General features: G+C 68.0%; 18 protein-coding genes. 12 read left to right on the forward strand and 6 right to left on the reverse strand.

Annotated features, from left to right (window positions below; genetic code table 11):
- Positions 1–10: 10 nt before the first annotated feature.
- The 5 genes from OG417_RS22635 to pntB all read left to right on the forward strand — a co-directional run bounded on the left by OG417_RS22635 (position 11) and on the right by pntB (position 6,459).
- Positions 11–1,252 carry an MFS transporter gene (locus tag OG417_RS22635; protein WP_329259469.1) on the forward strand — a complete coding sequence of 414 codons (1,242 nt, stop codon included), beginning with the start codon at positions 11–13 and terminating at the stop codon, positions 1,250–1,252.
- A 75-nt stretch (positions 1,253–1,327) separates the two neighbouring features.
- On the forward strand, positions 1,328–2,260 hold the full coding sequence (locus OG417_RS22640; RefSeq protein ID WP_329259472.1) for an NAD-dependent epimerase/dehydratase family protein: 933 nt from the start codon (positions 1,328–1,330) through the stop codon (positions 2,258–2,260).
- Positions 2,257–3,180: an RNA polymerase sigma-70 factor gene (locus OG417_RS22645; RefSeq protein ID WP_329259475.1), complete on the forward strand. Its 924-nt coding sequence runs from the start codon at positions 2,257–2,259 to the stop codon at positions 3,178–3,180. The genes OG417_RS22640 and OG417_RS22645 overlap by 4 nt, the downstream gene beginning before the upstream one ends.
- 238 nt (positions 3,181–3,418) lie before the next feature.
- Positions 3,419–4,948 (forward strand): Re/Si-specific NAD(P)(+) transhydrogenase subunit alpha, encoded by a 1,530-nt coding sequence (locus OG417_RS22650; protein ID WP_329259477.1) that lies wholly within the window; start codon positions 3,419–3,421, stop codon positions 4,946–4,948.
- A gap of 59 nt (positions 4,949–5,007) precedes the next feature.
- Complete coding sequence (gene pntB / locus OG417_RS22655) at positions 5,008–6,459, forward strand: Re/Si-specific NAD(P)(+) transhydrogenase subunit beta (RefSeq protein ID WP_329259479.1); 1,452 nt, start codon at positions 5,008–5,010, stop codon at positions 6,457–6,459.
- Between the two features lie 121 nt (positions 6,460–6,580).
- Here the strand turns inward: pntB and OG417_RS22660 are convergent, their stop codons facing one another.
- The 4 genes from OG417_RS22660 to OG417_RS22675 form a co-directional block, all read right to left on the reverse strand.
- The gene (locus OG417_RS22660) at positions 6,581–8,614 is read right to left on the reverse strand and encodes a hypothetical protein (protein WP_329259481.1); all 2,034 of its coding nucleotides are present in this window, start codon (positions 8,612–8,614) and stop codon (positions 6,581–6,583) included.
- The gene (locus OG417_RS22665) at positions 8,611–9,360 is read right to left on the reverse strand and encodes a hypothetical protein (RefSeq protein ID WP_329259483.1); all 750 of its coding nucleotides are present in this window, start codon (positions 9,358–9,360) and stop codon (positions 8,611–8,613) included. Before OG417_RS22665 ends, OG417_RS22660 begins: the two co-directional genes overlap by 4 nt.
- 68 nt (positions 9,361–9,428) lie before the next feature.
- Positions 9,429–9,959: a Crp/Fnr family transcriptional regulator gene (locus tag OG417_RS22670; protein WP_329259486.1), complete on the reverse strand. Its 531-nt coding sequence runs from the start codon at positions 9,957–9,959 to the stop codon at positions 9,429–9,431.
- Positions 9,960–10,120: 161 nt separating this feature from the next.
- Positions 10,121–11,992: a DUF2075 domain-containing protein gene (locus tag OG417_RS22675; RefSeq protein WP_329259489.1), complete on the reverse strand. Its 1,872-nt coding sequence runs from the start codon at positions 11,990–11,992 to the stop codon at positions 10,121–10,123.
- Between the two features lie 365 nt (positions 11,993–12,357).
- Here OG417_RS22675 and OG417_RS22680 point away from each other — a divergent pair, with 365 nt between their 5' ends.
- From OG417_RS22680 to OG417_RS22710, 7 genes are all read left to right on the forward strand, one after another.
- Positions 12,358–14,046: a DNA/RNA helicase domain-containing protein gene (locus tag OG417_RS22680; RefSeq protein WP_329259492.1), complete on the forward strand. Its 1,689-nt coding sequence runs from the start codon at positions 12,358–12,360 to the stop codon at positions 14,044–14,046.
- Positions 14,047–14,163: 117 nt separating this feature from the next.
- Entirely contained in the window at positions 14,164–15,060 is an 897-nt protein-coding gene (locus OG417_RS22685) for a hypothetical protein (protein ID WP_329259494.1), read from the forward strand.
- 218 nt (positions 15,061–15,278) lie between these two features.
- A complete protein-coding gene (locus OG417_RS22690) occupies positions 15,279–16,490 on the forward strand; it encodes a globin domain-containing protein (RefSeq protein ID WP_329259497.1) in 1,212 nt (403 codons plus the stop codon).
- Positions 16,491–16,529: 39 nt separating this feature from the next.
- Positions 16,530–16,772 carry a hypothetical protein gene (locus OG417_RS22695; protein ID WP_329259500.1) on the forward strand — a complete coding sequence of 81 codons (243 nt, stop codon included), beginning with the start codon at positions 16,530–16,532 and terminating at the stop codon, positions 16,770–16,772.
- Positions 16,756–17,376 (forward strand): hypothetical protein, encoded by a 621-nt coding sequence (locus tag OG417_RS22700; RefSeq protein ID WP_329259502.1) that lies wholly within the window; start codon positions 16,756–16,758, stop codon positions 17,374–17,376. Before OG417_RS22695 ends, OG417_RS22700 begins: the two co-directional genes overlap by 17 nt.
- Before the next feature lie 291 nt (positions 17,377–17,667).
- Positions 17,668–19,047, forward strand: coding sequence for an L-lactate MFS transporter (locus OG417_RS22705; protein WP_329259505.1), 1,380 nt, complete (start codon positions 17,668–17,670; stop codon positions 19,045–19,047).
- A gap of 2 nt (positions 19,048–19,049) precedes the next feature.
- Entirely contained in the window at positions 19,050–19,178 is a 129-nt protein-coding gene (locus OG417_RS22710; RefSeq protein WP_329259509.1) for an MFS transporter small subunit, read from the forward strand.
- Positions 19,179–19,483: 305 nt separating this feature from the next.
- Here OG417_RS22710 and OG417_RS22715 read toward each other — a convergent pair whose 3' ends face one another.
- On the reverse strand, positions 19,484–19,828 hold the full coding sequence (locus OG417_RS22715; protein ID WP_329259511.1) for a hypothetical protein: 345 nt from the start codon (positions 19,826–19,828) through the stop codon (positions 19,484–19,486).
- Positions 19,829–19,943: 115 nt separating this feature from the next.
- A complete protein-coding gene (locus tag OG417_RS22720; protein ID WP_329259514.1) occupies positions 19,944–22,457 on the reverse strand; it encodes a DEAD/DEAH box helicase in 2,514 nt (837 codons plus the stop codon).
- Positions 22,458–22,658 lie beyond the last annotated feature (201 nt).

Here is a 22,658-nt window from a genome sequence, read left to right on the forward strand (position 1 = left end):
TGAATCGGACATGCCACTCACCGGCCCGCGGGACGACGAAAGCGCCAGGGCCGGATATGGCGCCGTGTTCGCGGTCAAGGAATTCCGGGCCGTCTTCGTCGCTCATGTCCTCTCCGTGCTGGGCAGCGTCCTCGCCGAGGTCTCGCTGGCCGTCCTGGTCTTCCGGCAGACCGGCTCGGCGCTGTTGACGGCCCTCGTCTTCGCCCTCGGCTTCCTGCCCTACGCGCTCAGCGGGATCGCGCTGTCGGGCATCGCCGACCGGTATCCGCCCCGCCGTGTGCTGGTCGCCTGCGACCTGCTGTCGGCGGCTTGTGTGACCCTGATGGCCGTCCCGGCGACCCCGTTCGCCGTCCTGTTCCTTCTCCGTCTCGCCGTCTCGATGATCTCACCGCTGTTCACCGGCACCCGGGCGGCGAGCCTCGCGGACATTCTGCCGGGGGACCGGTACGTTCTGGGCCGTTCGCTGATACGGATCGTCTCGCAAAGCTCCCAGGTCATCGGCTATGGGCTGGGCGGTCTGGCGCTGGCGTGGGTGCCGCCGCGTACCGCCCTCCGCGTCACCGTCCTCACGTTCCTCGGTTCTGCCCTGCTGCTACGTCTGGGCACCCGTGACCGGCCCGCCCGGGTATCACGGAGCGGTGCGATGACCCGTGATTCGATCGCCTCGGCCGGACGGTGGCTCGGCGACGCTCGCATCCGCGCGCTGCTGCTGATGTGGTGGGTCCCGCCGATGTTCTTCGTGGTCGCCGAAGGGGTCGCCGCGCCCTTCGCCGACGCCGCTCGGGCAGGCTCCGCAGGCTTCGGACTGTTCCTGGCCGCGATGCCCGCCGGCACCGTGGTGAGCGAGGCGCTGGGCGGCACCCTGCTCGGTCCCACCGCCCGCGATCGCCTCGCGCTACCGCTCATGGCCGTATCGCTGCTGCCGATGGTCGCATTCGCGTTCCACCCGCCGCTGCCGGTCGCGTCCGGACTGATGCTGCTCACCGGGCTGTGCGCCGCGTACACGCTCGGCATGGACCGGTGGTTCGTCGACGCGGTGCCCGAAAAGACGCGGGGCCAGGCCATGTCCCTGCTCGGCGCCGGGATCATGACCCTCCAGGGCCTCGGCATGGCCGTCGGCGGCGCCGTCGCCGCATTGGTTCCGCCCTACATGGTGATCTGCACAGCCGGCCTGCTGGGCACGATGAGCGTCCTCGGTGTGCTGCGCTCGGTACGCCGACATCATCTCCATCACGCCCGGGCCAGGCCGTGAGGCCGATCTCACAGATGGCGGGGCTGTCTCGTCTTGGGGGGCGGAGACAGGTTCTGGAAGCGGGAGGTGATGGTCATGAGGGTGTTCGTGGCGGGCGGGACCGGGGCGTTGGGGCGGCGGCTGGTGACGCAGCTGGTGTCCCGGGGGCACCAGGTGACGGCGACGACGACGAGTGCGGCCAAGGTGGGTCTGCTGGCGGAGCTGGGCGCCGATGGCGTGGTGATGGACGGGCTGGACGCGGTGTCGGTCGGTGAGGCGGTGGCCAAGGCCCGGCCGGAGGTGATCGTGCACCAGATGACCGGAATCAGCCTTACTCACGCCGGCAAGCCCGATCTGAAGCACTTCGATCGATGGGCCGTCCCCACCATCCGGCTGCGTACCGAGGGGACGGACCACCTGCTGGCCGCGGCCGAGGCGACCGGTGTGTCCCACTTCGTCGCGCAGGGCTACGCCAACTGGAACGGGATCCGTGAGGGCGGATGGGTCAAGACCGAGGAGGACCCGCTGGATCTGATGGAGGGGACGGTGGCGCACACGTCGATGATGGCGCTCCGCCACGTCGAGGACGCGGTCGGCAAGGCCGGTGGCGTGGTCCTGCGGTACGGCGCGTTCTACGGGCCGGGCGCCACCGACGACCAGGTCGAGCTGGTGCGTAAACGACAGTTCCCGCTGGTCGGACGCGCCACCGGCTACGCCTCGTGGGTGCATCTCGACGACGCGGCGAGCGCCACCGTCCTGGCCGTGGAGCAGAAGGCGAAGGGCGTGTTCAACATCGTCGACGACGAACCGGCCCCGGCGAGCGAGTGGCTGCCCCACCTGGCCGCGTGCGCGGGAGCGAAACGGCCGATACGGGTCCCCACATGGCTGGCCCGGCTGCTGGCCGGAGAAGTGGCCGTGGTGATGATGACCGAGGGGCGTGGCTTCTCCAACGCCAAGGCCAAGCGGGAGCTCGGCTGGGAACCGCACTACCCTTCGTGGCGGCAGGGTTTCAAGGAGGAGCTGGCGTGACCCGGGCTGAGGAGTTCGAGGATCTGCGGCCACTGCTGTTCTCGATCGCCTACCGGATGCTGGGCAGTGTGACCGACGCCGAGGACGCGGTCCAGGAGAGCTGGCTGCGCTATGAGGCCTGCCTGACCGAGCCGAGTTCGGTCAAGGCGTTCCTGTCGGCGGTGGTGACCCGGATCTCGATCGATGTGCTGCGCTCGGCCCGCGTCCGGCGCGAAGAATACGTCGGGCCGTGGTTCCCCGAACCACTGCTGGCCGACCCTTACCAGGACCCGGCGCGGTCGGCGGAGCTGGCCGACTCGGTGTCGATGGCGGCCCTGTTGCTGCTGGAGCGGCTCAGCCCGCTCGAGCGTGCGGTCTTCGTGCTACGAGAGGTGTTCGCCTTCAGCTTCCGGGAGGTCGCCTCGGTCGTGAGCCGGTCGGAGGCGGCGTGCCGTCAGCTCGCGATGCAGGCCCGTCGCCACATGGACGCGGGTCGCCCCCGATTCGAGGCCGACCGGGCCGAGCGCGACGAACTCGCCAGACGATTCTTCGACGCCTTCCGGGAAGGCGACGTCGACGGGCTGAGGGAACTCCTGGCCGCCGACGTTCAGCTGATCAGCGACGGTGGCGGCAAGGCCCCGCAGTGGAGCAAGGGCGTTTTCGGCGCCGAGAACGTGGCCCGAGCCTTCGCCTCCCTCCTCCCGCGGTTCTTCCAGATCGGCGGTGTCATGGAGCCGCACGACGTGAACGGCCAGCCGGGCGTGATCTTCCGTGACCGGGACGGCAAAGTCGTCAACACCTGGACGCTCGACATCCTCGACGGACAGATCCAGACGATCCGCACCGTGCTCAACCCCGACAAGCTCGGACACCTGGGTCCCGTGGCGGACGCCTGGACGGTCCTCCGCGAGACGAAGCTGACCCGCCGGTCCACAGATTGACCGCAAGAGCGCGTTTACGGCGTCCTGAGCACGGGTGAGGGCACGGGTTCCCGTTGAAAGGTCCCTTTCGACGTTGGCCACCACGTCATCGACCAGTACGTCCTGCGCGGTCACGCCACCGTCTAGGTTCGGCGGACCCGGAGGCGACGTTGCCGCGGCTGAAGTGGTTGGATGACTCGGTCATGAAAATTCTGCGGCTGGCCTACGCGCCACGCCGGTTTCCGAATGGACCCGCAGGATGCTCATCGGTGTTGTCAGGGAAAGCAAGAACGAGACCCGGGTAGCCGCGACCCCGAAGACGGTCAAGCAATTACAGGGCTTGGGGTACGACGTGGTCGTCGAGGCCGGGGCCGGTGAGCGGTCGAGCTTCACCGACGACGCTTACGCCGAGGCCGGGGCGGCGATCGGCGAACCATGGGCCGCCGATGTCGTGTTCAAGGTCAACGCCCCGACGACCGAGGAGATCGCCCGGCTGCGCGACGGCGCGATCCTGGTGTCGCTGCTGGCGCCGGCGCTGAACCCGGAACTGCTTGACGCCCTGGCGGCGCGGCCGATCACCGCGCTGGCGATGGACGCGGTGCCGCGGATCTCGCGGGCGCAGTCCCTGGACGTGCTGAGTTCGATGGCCAACATCGCCGGGTATCGCGCGGTGGTCGAGGCGGCTCACGTCTTCGGCCGGTTCTTCACCGGCCAGGTGACGGCCGCGGGCAAGGTGCCGCCGGCCAAGGTGCTGGTGGCCGGCGCCGGGGTGGCCGGGCTGGCCGCGATCGGCGCGGCGTCGAGTCTGGGCGCGATCGTGCGGGCCACCGACCCGAGGCCGGAGGTGGCCGACCAGGTGCGCTCGCTGGGGGGTGAGTTCCTGGCCGTCGAGGTCGAGCAGGAAGCGTCCAGCGACGGCTACGCCCGGGCCACGAGCGAGGACTACGACCGGCGGGCCGCCGAGATCTACTCCGAGCAGGCCGTCGACGTCGACATCGTCATCACCACCGCGCTGATCCCGGGCCGGCCGGCGCCCAAGCTGCTGAGCGCCGAACAGGTCGCGACGATGAAGCCGGGCTCGGTGATCGTCGACATGGCCGCGGCGCAGGGCGGCAACGTCGCGGGCACGGTGGCCGGAGAGGTCGTCACCACCGACAACGGCGTGACGATCATCGGCTATACCGATCTCGCCGGCCGGCTGCCCGCGCAGGCCAGCCAGTTGTACGGCACCAACCTGGTCAACCTGATGAAGCTGCTGACGCCGGACAAGGACGGGAAGGTCGTGCTCGACCTCGACGACGTCGTCCAACGCGGTATCACGGTGGTCCGCGACGGCGAGAAGCTGTGGCCGCCGCCGCCCGTGCAGGTGTCCTCGGCCCCGCCCGTGGCCCCCGACCCGGCGGCCGAACCCAAGCCGGCGAAGGCGCCTCGCCCGGCCTGGGCGAAGTTCGCCACCGTGGGCGTCGGGATCGTCGGGCTGTGGCTGATCTCGGCGCTGGCCCCGCCGCCGATCCCCGAGCACTTCACCGTGCTGATGCTGGCGGTGGTGATCGGCTACTACGTGATCGGCAAGGTGCACCACGCGCTGCACACGCCGCTGATGTCGGTCACCAACGCCATCTCCGGGATCATCGTCGTCGGCGCCATGCTGCAGATCGGCATCCGGGGCATCGGCGACGACACCATCGTCATGGTGCTGTCCGCCATCGCCATCCTGCTGGCGTCCATCAACATCTTCGGCGGCTTCGCCGTGACCCGGCGCATGCTTCGCATGTTCACGAAGGAGTAGCGCACCACGTCATCGACCACAGACCCTTCCACCGCCGGAAACACCACGGGGGCGTCAAAGTGAGTACTCATTCGATCGCCGACGGGGCGTACATCGTCGCCGCGCTGCTGTTCGTCCTGTCCCTCGCCGGCCTGAGCAAGCACGAGACGGCCAGGCAGGGCATCGTCTTCGGCATCTCGGGCATGGTCATCGCTCTGGCCGCCACCATCGGCGTCGCCACCGAGCACGCGCGGGCCGTGGCCGTCGTGCTGTTGGTCGTCGCGATCGTCGTCGGCGCCGGCATCGGCCTGTGGCGGGCCCGGGTCGTCGAGATGACCGGCATGCCCGAGCTGATCGCGCTGCTGCACAGCTTCGTCGGCCTGGCCGCCGCGCTGGTCGGCTGGGACGGCTACTACTCGGTCGAGCACAACAGCGGCCAGCGCGAATTCGCCGGATCGCTGCTGCGCATCCACCACGCCGAGGTGTTCATCGGCGTCTTCATCGGTGCCGTCACCTTCACCGGATCGATCGTCGCCAACCTCAAGCTGTCGGCGCGGATCAAGTCGGCGCCGCTGATGTTGCCGGGCAAGAACCACATCAACCTCGGCGCCCTGGCCACGTTCGTCGTGCTCACCGTCTTCTTCGTCCACTCACCGAACCTGCCGTTGCTGATCGCCGTCACCGCCGTCGCGCTCGCCCTCGGCTGGCACCTGGTCGCCTCCATCGGCGGCGGCGACATGCCGGTGGTCGTGTCGATGCTCAACAGCTACTCGGGCTGGGCCGCGGCGGCGTCGGGTTTCCTGCTCGACAACAACCTGCTCATCGTCACCGGTGCGCTGGTCGGCTCGTCCGGTGCCTACCTGAGCTACATCATGTGCCAGGCGATGAACCGCTCGTTCATCTCCGTCATCGCCGGCGGCTTCGGCATCGAAGCCGGACCGGCCGACGACACCGACTACGGCGAACACCGCGAGATCGACGCCTCCGGTGCGGCCGAGTTGCTCCGCGACGCCTCGTCGGTGGTGATCACCCCGGGCTACGGCATGGCCGTCGCCCAGGCGCAGTACCCGGTGGCCGAGCTGGCCAAGAAGCTCCGCGAGCGCGGCGTCACCGTCCGCTTCGGCATCCACCCGGTCGCCGGACGTCTGCCCGGGCACATGAACGTGCTGCTCGCCGAGGCCAAGGTGCCCTACGACATCGTCCTGGAGATGGACGAGATCAACGACGACCTCCCCGACACCGATGTCGTCCTGGTCATCGGCGCCAACGACACCGTCAACCCGGCCGCCACCGAGGACCCCGATTCCCCCATCGCCGGCATGCCGGTGCTGCGAGTCTGGGAGGCCAAGGACGTCATCGTCTTCAAGCGCTCGATGGCGGTCGGCTACGCCGGGGTGCAGAACCCTCTCTTCTTCCGCGAGAACAGCCAGATGCTCTTCGGCGACGCCAAGGCCCGGGTCGAGGACATCCTTCAGGCCCTGTCGACACAGACGGACCAGCTGAGAGGCCGAGCGCTCGATCCGGTCGCCTAGGCACCATGAGCCGCGAGGCCGGTGACGCCTGGACTCCCTGCGAGCCACGGCCGCGGCGATCGTCGACCCGGAACTCATCCTGGGCGCACATTTTCGAACGCGCCCATGCCAGAGCCGTCGCTCACCGCTGATCTCGGAGGTTCACCACCAGCGTCCGCAGCCATACGTACATCATTTTCAGCAGCCGCAGCCACCACGGCGTGGTGAGCGGGATGACGATGTCCTCCTTGATCTTCCTGCGCACCGGATTCCCGGGGTCGGCGGCCGCCCAACGACGCACCAGCTCGATCATGACGTCGGCCGCGAGCGTGCCCGCGCCGACCGGGCCGAAGACCGTCGCACCACCGGACGACGCCTCACGAGGCCTTGCCGCGTCGACGAACGCGGCGGTGATCCGCCCGCGTAAGCGAGGGGCGAGCAGGGCGGTGTCCAGCCATTGGCGGACGGTCTCCTCCGGCGCGATGCCTCGTCCGTCGTCCGCCGTGTGAAGAATCGCCCGCCAGGCCGGTACACAGTCCAGGGGGTCGATCGCTCCCTCGCCGTGCAGCAGCGTCGGCATGCCGGAGTGCGACGTCCGGCTCGCCAGTTCGAGAAAGAGCACGGCCCCGGCGCGGATCCGGCGTCGCCGCGCCACCACCGACAGACGTTCGGTGTTGCTCTCCGCGCACCAGCCGAGCGCCGCCTTGAGCACTTCATGTGCGCTCCCCGAATCCGCCAAGCCCAGCGCGGCCTTGACGACCTCCTGCCTGACCTGCGAATTGCCGTACGTCGCGAGGTGCTTGAGCCGGGTCAGGGCGATGGAGGGGTACGTCTGCCCGAGTGGCTCACAGACCCGCGCGATCGTGAGTTTCAGTGTCTGCGGGAGACTCTGCGTCCGCGACCAGCCGTACAGGGCGTCACGGACCCTTCCGCCGACGAGCGGGTGCAGGCAGGTCCGGGACAGGACGATGAACGCCAGATCGGCTTGTTTTTCCCTGCCCCACTGCTCCGAGGCCTCGGTGATGTGGTCGGCCAGGCCGTGATCGGCGGCCAGATCCGCGAAGGTCTCGGCGAGCCGCTCTGGCGACCGGTGCGGAACGGACGTGTCCGTGGGAAGGCTCGCCAGCCAGGTCACCACGTCGGAGCGGGCCAGGGGATAGTCCGCCAAGGCGTGGCGTAACGCCGACGCGGCATAACCGTGGCGGCGGAAGACGATTCGCTCCTCGGCGGGGTCCGCCCCCAGCACCTCCCGCACGCTGGTCACGGGGCACCACGCGAGCCCGCCGCCGTCCATGGTGATCTCCAACCGCTGGGCGAGGGACGACGCGGCGGAATAGACGTCCGTCTCCTCAGCGGCCGGAGCGAGCGTCGCCGCCGCGACGAGAAGCGCACGCTGGTGAGGCTCTCGATGGCCGGTGAACCAGCCGCGCAGTTCGTCCGTCCAGCCCCGGTACTCGCTCGCCACCTCCTCCTGCCGTTCCGCGAGGTCACCATTGCGCCGATCGGCGTCCTCGACGAGGTCGGCCAGGCGCCGCGCGTCGGAGGGCAGGGCGTCTTTGAGCAGCGAGGGCGCCTTCTCCCAGCCCGACCAATGGGTGAGGCCCAGCCGGGCCAGTCGATGCCGATAGACCTGCAGGGGATCGGGATGCTCGACCCGTACGAACGGCAAGAGCGGGGTGATCTTGCGCTGATCCGCCTCATCGTCCCCGATGACCACCAAATATCCCCCGGCGGCACGTACGGCGTCGACACATCGCCCGAGCCGCTCGAGCCCGCCGTCCGCGGCGCGGACCAGATAGCCGCAGGGACCGTTCGTATCGATCTCCTCGGCGTCCTCCTGGTCCAACGAGAACCGGCGGATGCGGATGCCCGGCCGCAGATGCCTGATGGCCGCGATGGCCGTGGTCTCGCGACCGGACCCGGCCGGGCCGATGAGGAGGACTGCGTGGTGGGCTTCGAGCGTTTTCTCGATCAGATCATGGTTCAGCGCCGGCACGTACGAGGTCACCCGGTCCGCGATCTCCTCAGAGCCGAGGTACCACGACGGCTTTCCGCGCACGAACGTGATCGACTCTTGGACGAGGTCACCGTTGACCACATTGCCGACGGCGTTCATGGTTTCGTCGCCGTCGATGTCGACGTCCCCGACGGACGGCCCCCACTGCGGCGCCGTCATGACCGGTCCTGCCGGATGTCGCCACTCACCTGGTTGCCGATGACGTTGTTCGTGTCATCCCCGCTGACCGAGACGCCGCCCAGGGAGATTCCTCCGGTCGGCGCCGATGTACGAGGGCCGGGCGTCGGAGTGGCCCCGTCGTCCGGGTGCTCGCGCCGGGACGGCTTGGGAACGTACAAGAAGGCCGGTCGGTCGAACTGCTTGACCTTCGCCCGTACCTGCGTGAACTGGCTCGGCTGCAGGTCGGTGCGACCGGCGCGAACGAACATCTCGAACACCTCCTGCGAGAGGACGACGGCGGCGAACGTGACGTCCGGATCGCTGTCCCGCAGCGCCGCCCGCAACGGATCGCAGTCCAGCAGTCGGCTGACGTCGTTGGTGGCGGTCGAAATGCCCGCCGTGACCGGGTGTTCGTCGTCGACGAGTCCGGCGTGGAAAGCGACCCTGAGCCGGAGGCTCAGTCCACGGGCGCGCAGCCGCGGTGCCGAGTCGGCGAGAGCCTCCTGCAGGCGGTCCGAGAACGGATGGATCACGCGTGACATCGCGTCGAGCGGCAGAACGGCGAGGATGCCGTCGCCGGTGCTCTGCTTGAACGGTGCGACGTCCCAGGTCTCACCGAGACCGCTGTCCTTGGTGGCGCGTACGAGCACGTCGCGGATCTCGGTGTGGACGTCGGGCAGATCGACGTCGCGGTTACGGCTGAACCCCTCGGCATCGACGACGAGCAGACCGTGAAATGACAGCAATGTCCCTCTCCTAGTCGTATGCGGTGACTTCTACGATGCAGAGGGTTCTGAACCATGACTGTCTGAAATCAGACGTTGCCGTGGTCCGATGCGGCCAGGGCCCGCAACCGGCTGAGGTCGATGATGACGATCCGGCGGCGGCTGGTGGCGATCAGACCTTGTTCGCGCAGCCGGGCGAGCTCGGCGGCCACGGTACTGCGCGCCAGTCCGGCGGCCTGACCGAGCTCCGTCTGATCCAGGCCCACGTCGACCGGCATCGTCCGGGCAGGAGCCGCGAGCCTCAGCAAGGTGCGCATGATCCGCGGCCCGGCGGGAAGCGCGGCCATCTCGGCGCGCCACGCCTCACCCTCGCGGATGCGGCTCATCGCATGCCGCAGGAGTTCGCTCTCCAGCCCCAGAGACCGCACCAGCAGGAGAAAACGCTCCGCGGGGATCACGCGCGTCTCGCACCGATCGACCGCGATGACGGTGGCGGATCGATCCGCACCGCCGAGTATCGAGATCTCCCCGAGAATCTCTCCGGGCCCGCGCACGGCGAGCACGAGGACGCTACCGCCGGGCGAATCCCGTAAGACTTTCACCCGCCCCGCGACGAGCATGTGCACATGCGTCGGAGTATCCCCCTGCCGGAGCAGGACCCGGCCCGGCTCGTGACGCCGGACGTCACCGGCCGAGACGAGACGCGCCCACGCCTCCGCTGAGACGCTCACGCCTTATGTTTCTCACAATCCGTGCGAGGAGCCAAGACGTGCCGTTTTTCTCAGGACCGGCCGCCACCGCCGAGCAGATCGGCGAGAAACTCCTGTGTCTCCGGATCGACGGCGTAGATCACGGTGCCGACCATTCCCCGAGTCAGGAGCACCTTGTAGATGTTGCGGATGTGCCGGGCGTACTGCAGGTCGGTAATGGACCGCCGCTTGAAGTCGGGATCCTTGTTGGCCTCGCGTACGGTGATCAACCGGCCGTCGCGGGCCACGATGTCGGGGCCGAGGATGACACCGGACCAGTCGTACTCGAAGCCCTGTGCGGTGTACACGCAGCCGATCTGCTCGAAGCCGCCATCGAAGGTCGCCCACAGCGCGCTGGGCGGTGCGTCGCCGACGGCTCGCTCTCCCTTGACGTTCCACGGCTTGGCCCAGTCGCCGATGCGGACGTCGTCGACCAGGCCTTCGGGTCCAGGGTCACTCCACGGCCAGCAGTAACCGGCGGACATCCGCGCGGAGTAGCCATCTTTGAGCCTGCCCCGCAGCATGTCCTCCATTTCGCGGGGCGACTCGGCGAGCCGTACCTCGAAGTGATCGTCGCCGCTCCACTTCTCCGGCCCGCCGTGCTCGATGCCGAGCAGTCGCAGCACCCAGTCTTCATACTTGCGGCTTCCACCGCACCGGAACTGGCCGTCGAGCGAGATGTGGTGAGCCCGGATCCCCAGCCTGGCGGCGTGCGACTTGATGGCCTCAACGGTGCCGATCTCATTCGGCTTCACGACTTGGTGCTCGTCGAGCAGGAAGACGGGCACGCGCGCGGCGGCCATGAGCTCGTCCACCTGCGGCCGCCCGGTGCGCTGGGCCGCCCGTGTGAACCGATTGGCGGACGTCTCCCGGATGCGGTGCGCTTCGTCGCAGATCAGGACCTCGAAACCGTTCCTTCCCGCCTGCATGAAGCTGTTGAAGTACTTGAACATGTTCTGCACGCGGGTCGAGCCCTTGCCGACGTGTCGCCGCATCGTCTGGGTGAACGACCGCGAGCCCGTGGCGTGCAGGACCGTGTGTCCGCGACGCGACAGGTCGCCGAGCAGTGACAGCGCGATTACGCTCTTGCCGCTGCCCGGACCGCCGGTGACTATCACCGCCTCCTTGGAATCGGACTGGTGGGCCTTCCGTACGGCATGCTGCACGAGGTCGTACGCCACCTGCTGCTCGGCCAGCAAGGTGAACTGCTCGCGGTCCTTGATCTCTGCGGCGGCGTGCTTGAGCAGCTGCTTGGACGGACGCGGCGTCCCGCCGAGCAGGCGGTCACCTGCGCCGATGCCGGGCTCGGAGGCGAACTGGGTGCGGAGGTAGTCCAGGAAGCGGCCTCGGCGCGTCTTGGTGAACAGCCGGGTGCGCTCGGTCACGGCCAGCTCGAAGAGGTCCTGGACGTCGAGATCTTCCGCGTTGTGGAGATAGGCGACGCCGTGGACGGCGTCCGGGTGCTCGCTGAGCGTGCTGGCGAAGTCGGCGAGGTACTCGCAGTATCTACGGACCTGCCGCAGCGGATGGCCGAGCGTGCGATGGACACCTGGGACGAGCACGAGGTTCTCGTCATCCTCATACAGCTCGGCCTGGCTCCACTGCTTGAGCTCGACGACGACGTATCGGTCCCCGCCGGTTCGCGCGTCAACGCCGGCCAGCACCACGTCCGCTCGCATGCTGGTGAGCGGGAGTTGGTACTCGATGAGCATCTCGACCTTGCCGAGCCCGGCCTCGACGAGGTCCCGCGCCAGTACCGGAAGGCTTCGCTTCCAGGAATTCTTCTCCGAAGCAGACGTGGAACGGCCGGTGGTCATCCGAAGATGTTCGGCGATGATGGTGGCGAGCTGTCGTTCCATCGGTGAGCCGACCAGATTTTCAGCGGACACCCGCAGCGCCGTCACGAACTTCCCCCAGGCAGCACGAAGTGGCTCGTGCGGGTGGGGGCATGTCCGCGATCGGTGCCGACCGTCAGAAGCCCGTCGGGCCGCATGTCTTGGCAAGTGCAGATTACAACTGCCGGACGTCCTTGGGGGCGTGAGTCGCCTTCCTCGCGAAGATCGTCGGCGTCTGCTATTACCTTCCGCATATGTCGATCTTGAGGGGTACGGTACGAGATGTTGCGAGAAGCGTCTCATCTCCGGGTGAGGCTGCCACGGCGGCTGCGCGGCGTTTCGCAGATCGCTACGGTGCGCCGCCTGGCGACGCCGAGTACCGCAGCTGGCTGAACAGTTGGCCACCGCTCCTCGACTTCTTGGTCGGAGCGGGCGTGTCCGACCTCTGGCTCGAGCTGGAGTACGAACTGCCAGGCAGCGGAGAGCGAATCGACGCGCTTCTTCTCGGCACCGACCCCGATGGCACGCTGGTGGCGGTCGTCATAGAGCTGAAGCAGTGGGACGATGCCGAGCCCGGGCCTCTGTCCTCCGTGCTCGTCGGCGGCGAACTCCGCCCGCACCCCTGCCGACAGGCCGGGGGATACATGCGCTACCTCCGAACATGGATCAGTCCCGAGGAAGTCGCGCTGCAGGTACGCGGGCTTGCGTTCCTGCACAACGCGGAGCGGCGTGTGGTCGACAAGCTTGGCCGGGCGGTAGCCGGTAAGCAGGAATCCGAGGTCGCACTGGTCTGCCATGAGGACGTAGCGGATCCGGCGGGTCTGCGACGTTTGGCCGAGCGCCTGTCGTGGCCGCGGCTCACGGCACCGGACGCGGCTCTCGTGGACACGTTCGTGAACGCCCGTCATCTGCCGTCTTTCGATCTCTTCGATCGGCTCGGGAACGTTCTCGCCCACGACTCGGACTTCGTTCTGGTCGGTGCCCAGCAGGAGGCGCAACTCCACGTCCTGCGCGGGATCCGCAGGGCACTGCGAGACGGAGGGAGACACGTCATCGCGGTGAGGGGAGGGCCCGGCACCGGGAAGACCGTCATCGCGGTACGTCTTGTCGCCGACATTCCGGAGCAAGGAGGGAACATCCGTGCCCGTTACCTGACCCCGTCGGGGACCCTCCGGAAACAGTTGATCCGTGCTGCCGAGGATCCAGCGGCGAAAGGCCTGTTCGTCCACGCGGGAGACTATTCCCGCCGGTCCCCATCGCGTGAGGTACTGCTTGTCGACGAAGCGCATCGGATGGACACCAGGGGGCCTGGGGACCAAGTGGCGGCTCTCGTCAGGAGCACGCGGGTGTGCGTCTTCTTCCTGGACGAACGTCAGATTATCCGTCCATACGAGGGTGTGACCGTCGATCACATCGCCAAGGTCGCGGAGGCCGCGGAAGCGACGTTCACTCAGGTCGATCTCAAGACACAGTTCCGCTGCGCCGGTTCCCAGTACTACCTGACATGGGTCGACCGGTTGCTCTCGCGGGAAGGACGACCGGAAGAGTGGCGCGGTGACGACTATGACTTCGATGTGGCTGCCGGACCTGACGAGCTGCAGGCATGGGTCGAGGACCATTCGGTGAACGGGGCGGTCGCCCGCATTTCGGCCGGGTTCTGCTGGCCTTGGCCCAGACCGCGATCCCAGAACGCGCTGCGAAACGACGTGGACATTGTCTACGTGGATCGCCGGTCCGGACTCTCCGTTCGGTGGGGCCACCCATGGAACTCCCGGCACGCCTTCACCGAGCATGACGGCTCGATCGTCCCGGTCAAGGAATTCTGGGCCACCGACCCGGGCGGCCACCGCCAGGTGGGATGCATCTACACCGCACAAGGGCTCGAATACGACTACAGCGCGGTCATCCTGGGGCCCGATCTGGTGCGTCGCGGTGCGTGCTGGGAGGGCAGGCCGAGCGAAAGCCATGACCCAGCCATGCATGGGGTCACGCCCGATGACTACGTCGTGCTGGCGCTCAACATCTACCGCGTCCTGATGACCCGCGGTACCCGAGGTTGCCGGCTGTACTCAACCGATGCCGAGACACAGCAGTACTTGGAAGGCCTGAGGAGATCGACGTAAGCAGTGCGCCTCTCGGGCGACGTCGACATGGTTGGACAGCCGCTGCCTGAACTGTCGTATGTGTCGGATATAAACGGATCTTCCCTTCGTTGATACCGCCTTGGCGAGGAGTGGTCCATGCCCGATGCCGCGTACGTCTACGTGCCGAAACCGTCGAGAGGAAACCTCGAAATAGGTCTCGAGCGCGGCATCTGGGGGTGGAAGTCCAAGACTCTCGACAGGGCGGGGAGCCGTGACGCCGTCGCGTCGCTGCAGGACGGTGACTTCCTCGTCCTCGGGCACCGGGGGCCCGATCCACGCGTCCCGGAGGGCGGATGGAGCGACGCGGTCCTGAAGAGGGTGATCGTCGCCCAGGTCACCAGGCGGCTCTATACGTCCTCGACCGAGATCTGGCCCGACGCCGTCTATCCCGAGCGAATCGACATGGACATCCTCGGCGACCATGTCGGTGTGCCCGGCCTCTCGCCGGACGCTTTGGAGGCGTTGCGGCTTTCCGCGAACAAACAGGGCGCACCCGTGAGGCGTCCCGGGACCGAGGCATTGTTCGCGCTCGCCTCGGCAGATCCCGCGAGCGACGGTGACACGGCGGCCGAGGCCGGCACCGCTGAGGGCGAAACGGACGTGATGCGCCTCGTCTTCGTCCGTCGTGAACAGCAGAGGCTCCGACGGCTGAAGTTCGGCGGCGCCGACGAGATTCGATGCGCCATCTGCGGCCGCACGCTGCCTGCGAGGATCGTCCACGCCGCCCACATCATGCGGCGGGCGGCTGCGAACCACACCCAGCGAATGGATCCCGCCAACATCATGGGCGCCTGCACGCTGGGATGCGACACGCTCTTCGAGTTCGGTCACATCTATGTCGACCGAGACGGCGTCGTCCGCCTCGGACCGAATGCGCCGGAGGTGATCGCCTCGGCGGCCGCCAGCCTGGCGGGGCTGCGGTGCGACGCCTTCTGCCGCGCGAGTGAGGTCTACTTCGAGTACCACCGCGCCGAAATCGCGAAGGCCGGATAGCTGACTGGCTGGTTCTCCGCAAGGGGAAGGCCGAGGCGTTCGCCGGCGGTTCGATACGGAGGCCGCCGTCAGGGGGAAGCCGCTGGTGAGCGGTCATGTTCGGTTAAGGTCGATAGAGAGACAGCGCGGGTCCAGCCACTGCCTGGTCGCCACGCGCGGCAGTCGTCGGGGCGTTGCCCGATGATCCGCGAGGCACCAGACCCCGTGGGGGAGGCGTCATGCTCTCAGGGAAATCTCGGCAAGTCATCGCGGCGACGCTCCCGGTGGTCGCCGAGCGCATCGGTGAGATCGCCAACCGCTTCTACGAACACATGTTCAGCGCTCATCCCGAACTCCTGGACGGCACCTTCAACCGGGGGAACCAGGCGAGCGGGGAGCAGCAACTGGCGCTGGCCGGTTCGGTGGCGGCGTTCGCCACCAAACTGCTGGAAGTCCCGGAGGAGACGCCGGAGCACCTGCTCTCCCGGATCGCGCACAAGCACGCGTCCCTCGGCATCCGTCCCGATCAATACCAGATCGTCAATCATCACCTGATGTGGGCTATCGCCGACACCCTGGGGCAGGCCGTCACCCCGGAGGTCGCCACGGCCTGGAACGAGGTCTACTGGCTGATGGCCCACAGCCTCATCCACGAGGAGCGCGGCCTCTACGGCGCACGCGGGGTCACACCCGACACCGTGTGGCGGCCATGGGAGGTCGAGAAGAAGTTCCGGGAGACCCAGGACGTCGTCACCTTCGTGGTGAAGCGGATCGACGACCGCCTGGTGAAGACCTCACTGCCCGGCCAGTACGTCACGGTGCGGATGCGGATGCCGGACGGCATCCTCCAGCCACGCCAGTACAGCCTGACGAGGGCCGACGACGGGGCGCACCGCCAGTTCTCGGTCAAGCGAGTCCACGGCGGCGACGGCAAACCGCCCGGTGAGATGTCGACGCTCCTGCACGACTCGGTGGACGTGGGCGACATCCTGACGCTGTCCCTCCCGTACGGGAACGTCGTGCTGGACGACTCCGGCCGGCCGGTGGTCTTCGCCTCGGCGGGAATCGGGATCACCCCGATGGCCGGGATGCTCTCCCACCTCGCGAGGGCCGAGTCCAGGCTGCCGATCACGATGCTCCATGCCGACCTGGAGGAGGCCGCCTTCCCACTGCGCCGCCAGGTGGTCAACGACGTCGTCGAACTGCCGCACGCGGAGCTGTACGTCTGGTACGAGAAGGGCGCACACAGCATCGAACCGGTGAACGGGGTCTTCCACGGAACCATGGACCTCTCGGCGGTCGACCTGCCGCAGAACGCGATCTATTACCTGTGCGGCCCGATGCCTTTCATGCGCGCCCTGCGAACTTCGCTCCTCACACGCGGCGTCGTACCCGGCGACATCCACTACGAGGTCTTCGGCCCCGACCTCTGGCAGGCCGACCTGGAGTAGCCCGTCCGCGGCCGCCTTACGACCGCGTACAGCTCTTCCGTGAGCGGAACGTCACGCCGTACGGGCCTCGTTGTGGACGAGGCAACCGAAGGCCGACTCGGCAGGCCGGACGGGGAGTACGACTACCCGGACACCATCCCGGACGGCGACGGCGGCTTCATCGAGAAGACGCTGCCCGGATACGGCTTCACCGCGGACCCGATGTCGGGCCGCCTCGCGTTCCTGGCGCGCCCGGCACAGGACTTCTCCAGCCGTCAACACAATCGTGGTCCTCGACCGTGACGGAGCTGATCGGGCTGTCCCGAATCCGGAGGTTGAGCCGCGCGCGTACCTCCAGTGGCTTGGGTTCGCCGGCCCCGACCTGCTGATCACTTACGGCGACGGGCGTTTCTGCGCCTGGCCGATCGGCGAGGGCGGGCGGATCAGCCCTGCGGCGGAAGCCACCGGGTTCACCGTGCGCCCGTACCCCCAGGTCTCCGAACTGGTGCCAGGCATGCTTTCGCTGGCCGGACTGATCGTCATCGGTGACCTGGATGCCGTGACGCTGTCCGAAGTGGACACGCCGGGCTGGCTGGTGGACCTGCGCCCCTGGACCTTGCTGGCCTTCGCCCCAGGCGGGACTCACGTCGCGGCCCTGGCAGACTGGCACTTCAACGGCGACGAGTCTCCGTTGCCCCGGGCCAACGGAACGCTCCGGGTCCGCTCCCTCTGGCAGCGCCAGCGCGGGGACCTGTTCACGCGCCCGCTGGCCGGCGCCGGCGCCGCCGACGTGACCTGGCTCGCCCCCGCGCGTGCCCTGCTCGCGCATCTCGATGTCCGCGGCGTGCTCGCCTTGCCGCGGGCATGCATCGCCTACCGCCTGACCCGCGACTCCACGGGGCGCTAGCGTACGTCCCCGACGCCGCCGGCCGTGAGCTGGGCGACCACCGCTTCCGGGCCTGCCGGTCCTGATGACGACCTCTTCGGAGTCCGGCTGCCGAGCGTTGCGTACGAGGTCGTACGCCACCTGCCGACCGGCGAGCAGCCGTCGGATGAGGCGGCCGCGAACGCGTCCTCCATCGGAACCGACCGTTGGCCGAGACGAAACGCCTTCGGCCACAGAGCAAAGGTTTAAAGTTCAGCTATTTTTGTATACAGTATGCCTGACTCCGGTAGGAGCGCCTGGAGGTAACCCAGCGTGAGCACCCGTGAAGGCTTCTTTGACCGGTCCCGTACCGTCGCGTCCCCCTCGTGGAGCCGCTGGCTGATTCCGCCGGCGGCATTGTCGATCCATCTCTCCATCGGCCAGGCGTACGCCTGGAGCGTTTTCAAGCCGCCGCTCGAATCCTCGATGAACCTTTCCGGAAAAGGCAGTGCGCTGCCGTTCCAGCTCGCCATCGTGATGCTCGGCCTGTCTGCGGCGTTCGGCGGCACGCTGGTCGAGCGCAAAGGGCCGCGCTGGGCCATGTTCGTGTCAATGGCCTGTTTCTCGTCCGGATTCCTCATCTCCGCGCTCGGAATGGCGCTGTCGCAGTACTGGCTCGTGGTGTTCGGCTACGGCTTCGTCGGCGGGATCGGCCTGGGCATCGGCTACATCTCACCGGTCTCCACGCTCGTCAAATGGTTCCCCGACCGGCCCGGTATGGCGACCGGAATCGCCATCATGGGGTTCGGCGGCGGCGCGCTGATCGCGTCCCCGTGGTCGACCCAGATGCTGTCGTCCTTCGGCACCGACAAGGGCGGTATCGCCGAGACGTTCCTCGTCCACGGCATCGTCTACGCGGTCTTCATGTCCTTCGGCGCGTTGCTCGTGCGCGTGCCCGCACCGGACTGGCTCCCGGCCGGCTGGGACCCCGGGCAGGTCGCCGAGAAGCCACTGGTCACCAACGCGAACGTCTCGGCGCGCAACGCGCTGCGCACCCCGCAGTTCTGGTGCCTGTGGGTGGTGCTGTGCCTGAACGTGACCGCGGGTATCGGCATCCTCGAGAAGGCCGCGCCGATGATCACCGACTTCTTCGCCCACACCTCGGCGCCTGTGTCCGCCAGTGCGGCGGCGGGTTTCGTCGCCCTTCTCTCGCTGAGCAACATGCTCGGGCGGCTCGGCTGGTCGGCCTTCTCGGACGTCATCGGCCGTAAGAACATCTACCGCTTCTACCTGGGCGCGGGCGCGCTCATCTATCTGATCATCGCGCTGACCCGGAACGCCGGCAAGCCGGTGTTCATCATCTGCGCCGTGGTCATCCTGTCCTTCTACGGCGCTGGATTCTCCACGATTCCCGCCTATCTGAAGGACCTGTTCGGCAGCTACCAGGTCGGCGCCATCCACGGGCGCCTGCTCACCGCCTGGTCCGTCGCGGGTGTGGCCGGACCACTGATCATCGACGGCATCGCCGACGCCCAGAAGAACGCCGGCAAGACCGGTCCGGCGCTCTACACGGAGTCGATCTACATCATGATCGGCTTGCTGGTGATCGGCTTCATCGCCAACGAACTCGTACGCCCGGTCCACACCAAGCACCACGAGACACCGATGGAAGCGCCGGAACAGGCACCGGCGTCGGCCGGCAAGGGGGAATGACCATGGCCGCCGAGCAGGATCGGACGAACCGCATTCCGCTGATGGTCCTCGCCTGGGCATGGGTGACCCTGCCATTCCTGTATGGCGTCTTCGAGCTGATACGGAAGGTCACACAGTTGTTCACCGGCTGAGCTCAGGAGCCACCGACCGTCCGGCCGGCATCGATGCAGGCGCTGAGCGTCCGCAGGTTCGGCCGCCCCCTCTGCCTCAGGGCCGATCGCCGTTGCCGAGCAAATCGGCGAGAGACCCTTGCGTCTGCGGATCGACGGCGTAGAGCACGGTGCCGACCATTCCACGAGTCAGGAGCACCTGTAGACGTCGCGGATGGTGCCGGGCGCACTGCAGCTCGGTGATGGACCTCCGCTTGAAGTCGTGATCCTTATTGGCCACGAGCCCTGCTATCTGCAGTTGGCCGTGGGCAGTAAGCCCTGACGGTTCAGGAGGCGAGGTTGTCCGCGCAGTCCTTACAGCGTTTCTTGGCGGCGCGGGAGGTGTCGCCTTCGGTGGCCTGTGCGGGATATTCCGCGCTGATGCGGTCCCAGAGAGCAGGATCAGGATTGAGGATCCAACCCCAGCCGTTCTCCGGGTCGAGTACCTGTTCCTCGGTCATGTGCTCGCAGGCACCGGGAATGTGCGCCACATTGCGGCTCGAGATGAGCAGAGTGTCAGGGCTGAACCGGATCCAACGGTAGGTGCCCTCGTACGGGCGACGCGGCGAGGGAGCTAGATCGCAAGCACAGCCGAGACCGACGATAAGCCCGCACTTTTCACATTCGGTCATGCTCCCCGAGGCTAACGAACCGACTCCCGCAGCGGGATGCCCCGGAGGCAATGAACTACGGGCACAGGCCGCAGTACTACTGCGGCGACCTCGCCGCTGCGAGAGCGTGTCCCGTTCAGCTCCCAGCCGATGCACGCTCGGCGAGGCGCTGGCGTTCGGCGGCCACGACCTGCCGGACGAGTTCGGCCTCGGACAGGTCGACCGCCTCGGGCGTGGAGTCGGCCATGTCGCTGACCCGGGCGAAGTCGTCGAACAGCCGCTTCTTTCCGGCCAGCAGCTCGACGATCCGCTGGTCGACGCCGTCCTCGGACAGCAGCCGGTGGACCTGCACCGACTGCACCTGCCCCATCCGGTGCGCGCGGGCGACGGCCTGAGCCTCGATGGTGGGCTTGAGCTGAGGCTCACAGATGACGACGACGGACGCGGACTGGATGTTGAGCCCGACGCCGCCGGCCATGATCTGGGCGACCAGAACGGCTCCGTGCTCGGCCGACGAGAAGTCGTCCACCATCTCCTGCCGCCGGCTCGCCGGCACCGAGCCCGTCAGCGGCCCGAACACCGGTCCCGGCAGCGACCGGGCGACCAGGTCCAGTACGTCCCTGAAGTAGGAGAACACGATGACCCGCCGTTCGTTCTCCTCCGCCTCGCGGACGATGTCGATGAGCCGTTGCACCTTCGCGGACCGAGGCCCTTGGAGCATCGCCGCCTGACGCATCTCCATGAAGTTCGAACGCCCGACGGCGGCGCGGTAGTGGGAAACGTCGGCCGCGGACATGGGCAGCCATTCCTCGATCTCGATGAGCTCGGGCAGCTCGGTCAGCACGTCCTCCTGGTTCCGGCGAAGGTACGCGGGCGCGATCTGCCGCCGGAACGTCCTCGGCGACAGGTCCGTGGCGTCGACGACGAGGTCGGGGCGGACGTACGACGCCAGGTTGCGGAACTCGTCGACTCTGTTCTCCAGCGGCGTGCCGGTGAGGAGGATCGTGCGGTCGCAACGCGCGATGACGTTGTTGGTCCTGATCGTCCGCCGGGCCTCCGGATTCTTGATGTAGTGCGCCTCGTCGACCACGACGCACGCCAGATCGCGGACCTCCGGCAGCGCCGACTCCCACCACGCCAAGGTCTCGTACGTCGTGACGGCGACCCCGCCGTCGCGCACCCAGTCCCGGGCCGCGCGGTCGCGCTCCGGCCCGTGGACCCGATGCCCCCGAAGCTTCGACTTCTCACCCACCTCGCGGATCCAGTTGGTCACCACCGCGGCCGGGCAGATGACAAGGAAGTGCGTCTCACCTCGGCTGCGCAGATGGGCGAGTACGGCCAGGGCCTCCACGGACTTACCCAAGCCCATCTCGTCCCCGATGATGACCTTGCGCTGCACGAGTGCGAAGCGGGCCGCGAAGCTCTGGTAGCCGCGCAGTGACACGGTCAGGTGCTCTCCGCTGAGCGCCTGGTCGCGTACGGCCTTGACGATCTCCTCCGGGAGATCGCCGTGCACCGCGTCCTCGTCCTCGGTGATGAAACCGAGCTCGGAGAGCATGGCGAAGTAGTCGGCGGGCCGGGAGAGGAAGTCCTCCCACGGGTCCGCGGCGACACTCTTCCGGCGGGATGCGGGGGAGGCGCCGAGCAGTGCGGCGCGCCGCTCGACGATCTGGATGCTCTCGCGCAGGCCGGCGGCCGCGAGCGTTCTCGTCGGGATCACCAGGAGATGACTCGTCTTGCGGCCGATCGCCGTACGCAACGGCGCGAGCTCGGCCGCACGCTCAAGGTCGGCCGCCGCACCACGGGTCTGCCGGCACGCGTCCCATTCGGCGAGGCGGCGCAGGAGCTCGGTGGTCTCCGGACGACGGTTGTCGATGTCGATCCGCACGGGCACCTCGTCGTACGTCGCCCGCCAGAGCGTCTGCGCGGCTCCGAGCATGCGCCGTGCCGAGGTCTCCCCGATGCCCGGGAGCGTCTGGAGGGAGGCATCCCAGACCAGCACCTCCTGCACCGTACGGATGCCCACCTCGGTGAGCGCGCCCAGCCGGAGGCGTTCGCGGGTGACCGTCTTCAACGCCTCGACCGGCATCTCCGCCAGGATCCGCTGGACGTCGGCGACCCGGACCTGCTGGCCCGCGTCGCGCGCGGCCGAGCGGTACGAGGCTTCACCCGCGACGATACGGTCGATCGTGTCGAGCGCCTTGGCCAGGCCGTCGACGGCGGACCGGTCGAGGAGTTCGGGCTCCGGAGCGTTCGGTCCCGGGAGGAGGTCGAAGCGCAGGGCCGGATCGAGCAGTGCGCCGAACCCGGGTTCCGCCTGGTCGACGGGCGCGGTGAAGAAACCGAGCTGCTCCAGGCGCCGCGGCCCGTCGTTCCCGATGACCGCCGGATGCCGGCGGCGCAGGAACTCACCCGCCTCCTCGGCCGTCTGCTTCTTCGCCGAACCGCTGAAGAAGCGACGTACGCGGAGCGCGGGGGCCACGTCGGCGAGGGCGCGGGGTACGTCGTCGGTGAGCAGCCGCAGCAAGGCCTGGTCGCCGGAGGTCACCACCGGCAGGTTCGCGCGCTCCCGAAGGCGCCGGACGACGGCGAGGTCGTCCCTGCCAAGGGGAACCACCCGCCAGGCGGGCTCGCCCGCCCGGTCGATCACGAGGCTGCGTGAGCGCAGATTCTGCTCGTCACTGCCGGCGGCGTTCAGGACGGCGTCGCGCCATCTCCGTACGCCTGCGGCTCGTTCACTCCATCGCTTGAAATCCGCTACGAGGTGACGAATCCGTTCGCGCTCTGTTTTGTTCATACCTCGCCACGGAGAAGGTCGACGGGTCAGCGTGAACGATCGTAAAGGAGAACC

The organism is Actinoallomurus sp. NBC_01490 (assembly GCF_036227085.1).
In the GTDB taxonomy this organism is placed as follows: domain Bacteria; phylum Actinomycetota; class Actinomycetes; order Streptosporangiales; family Streptosporangiaceae; genus Actinoallomurus; species Actinoallomurus oryzae.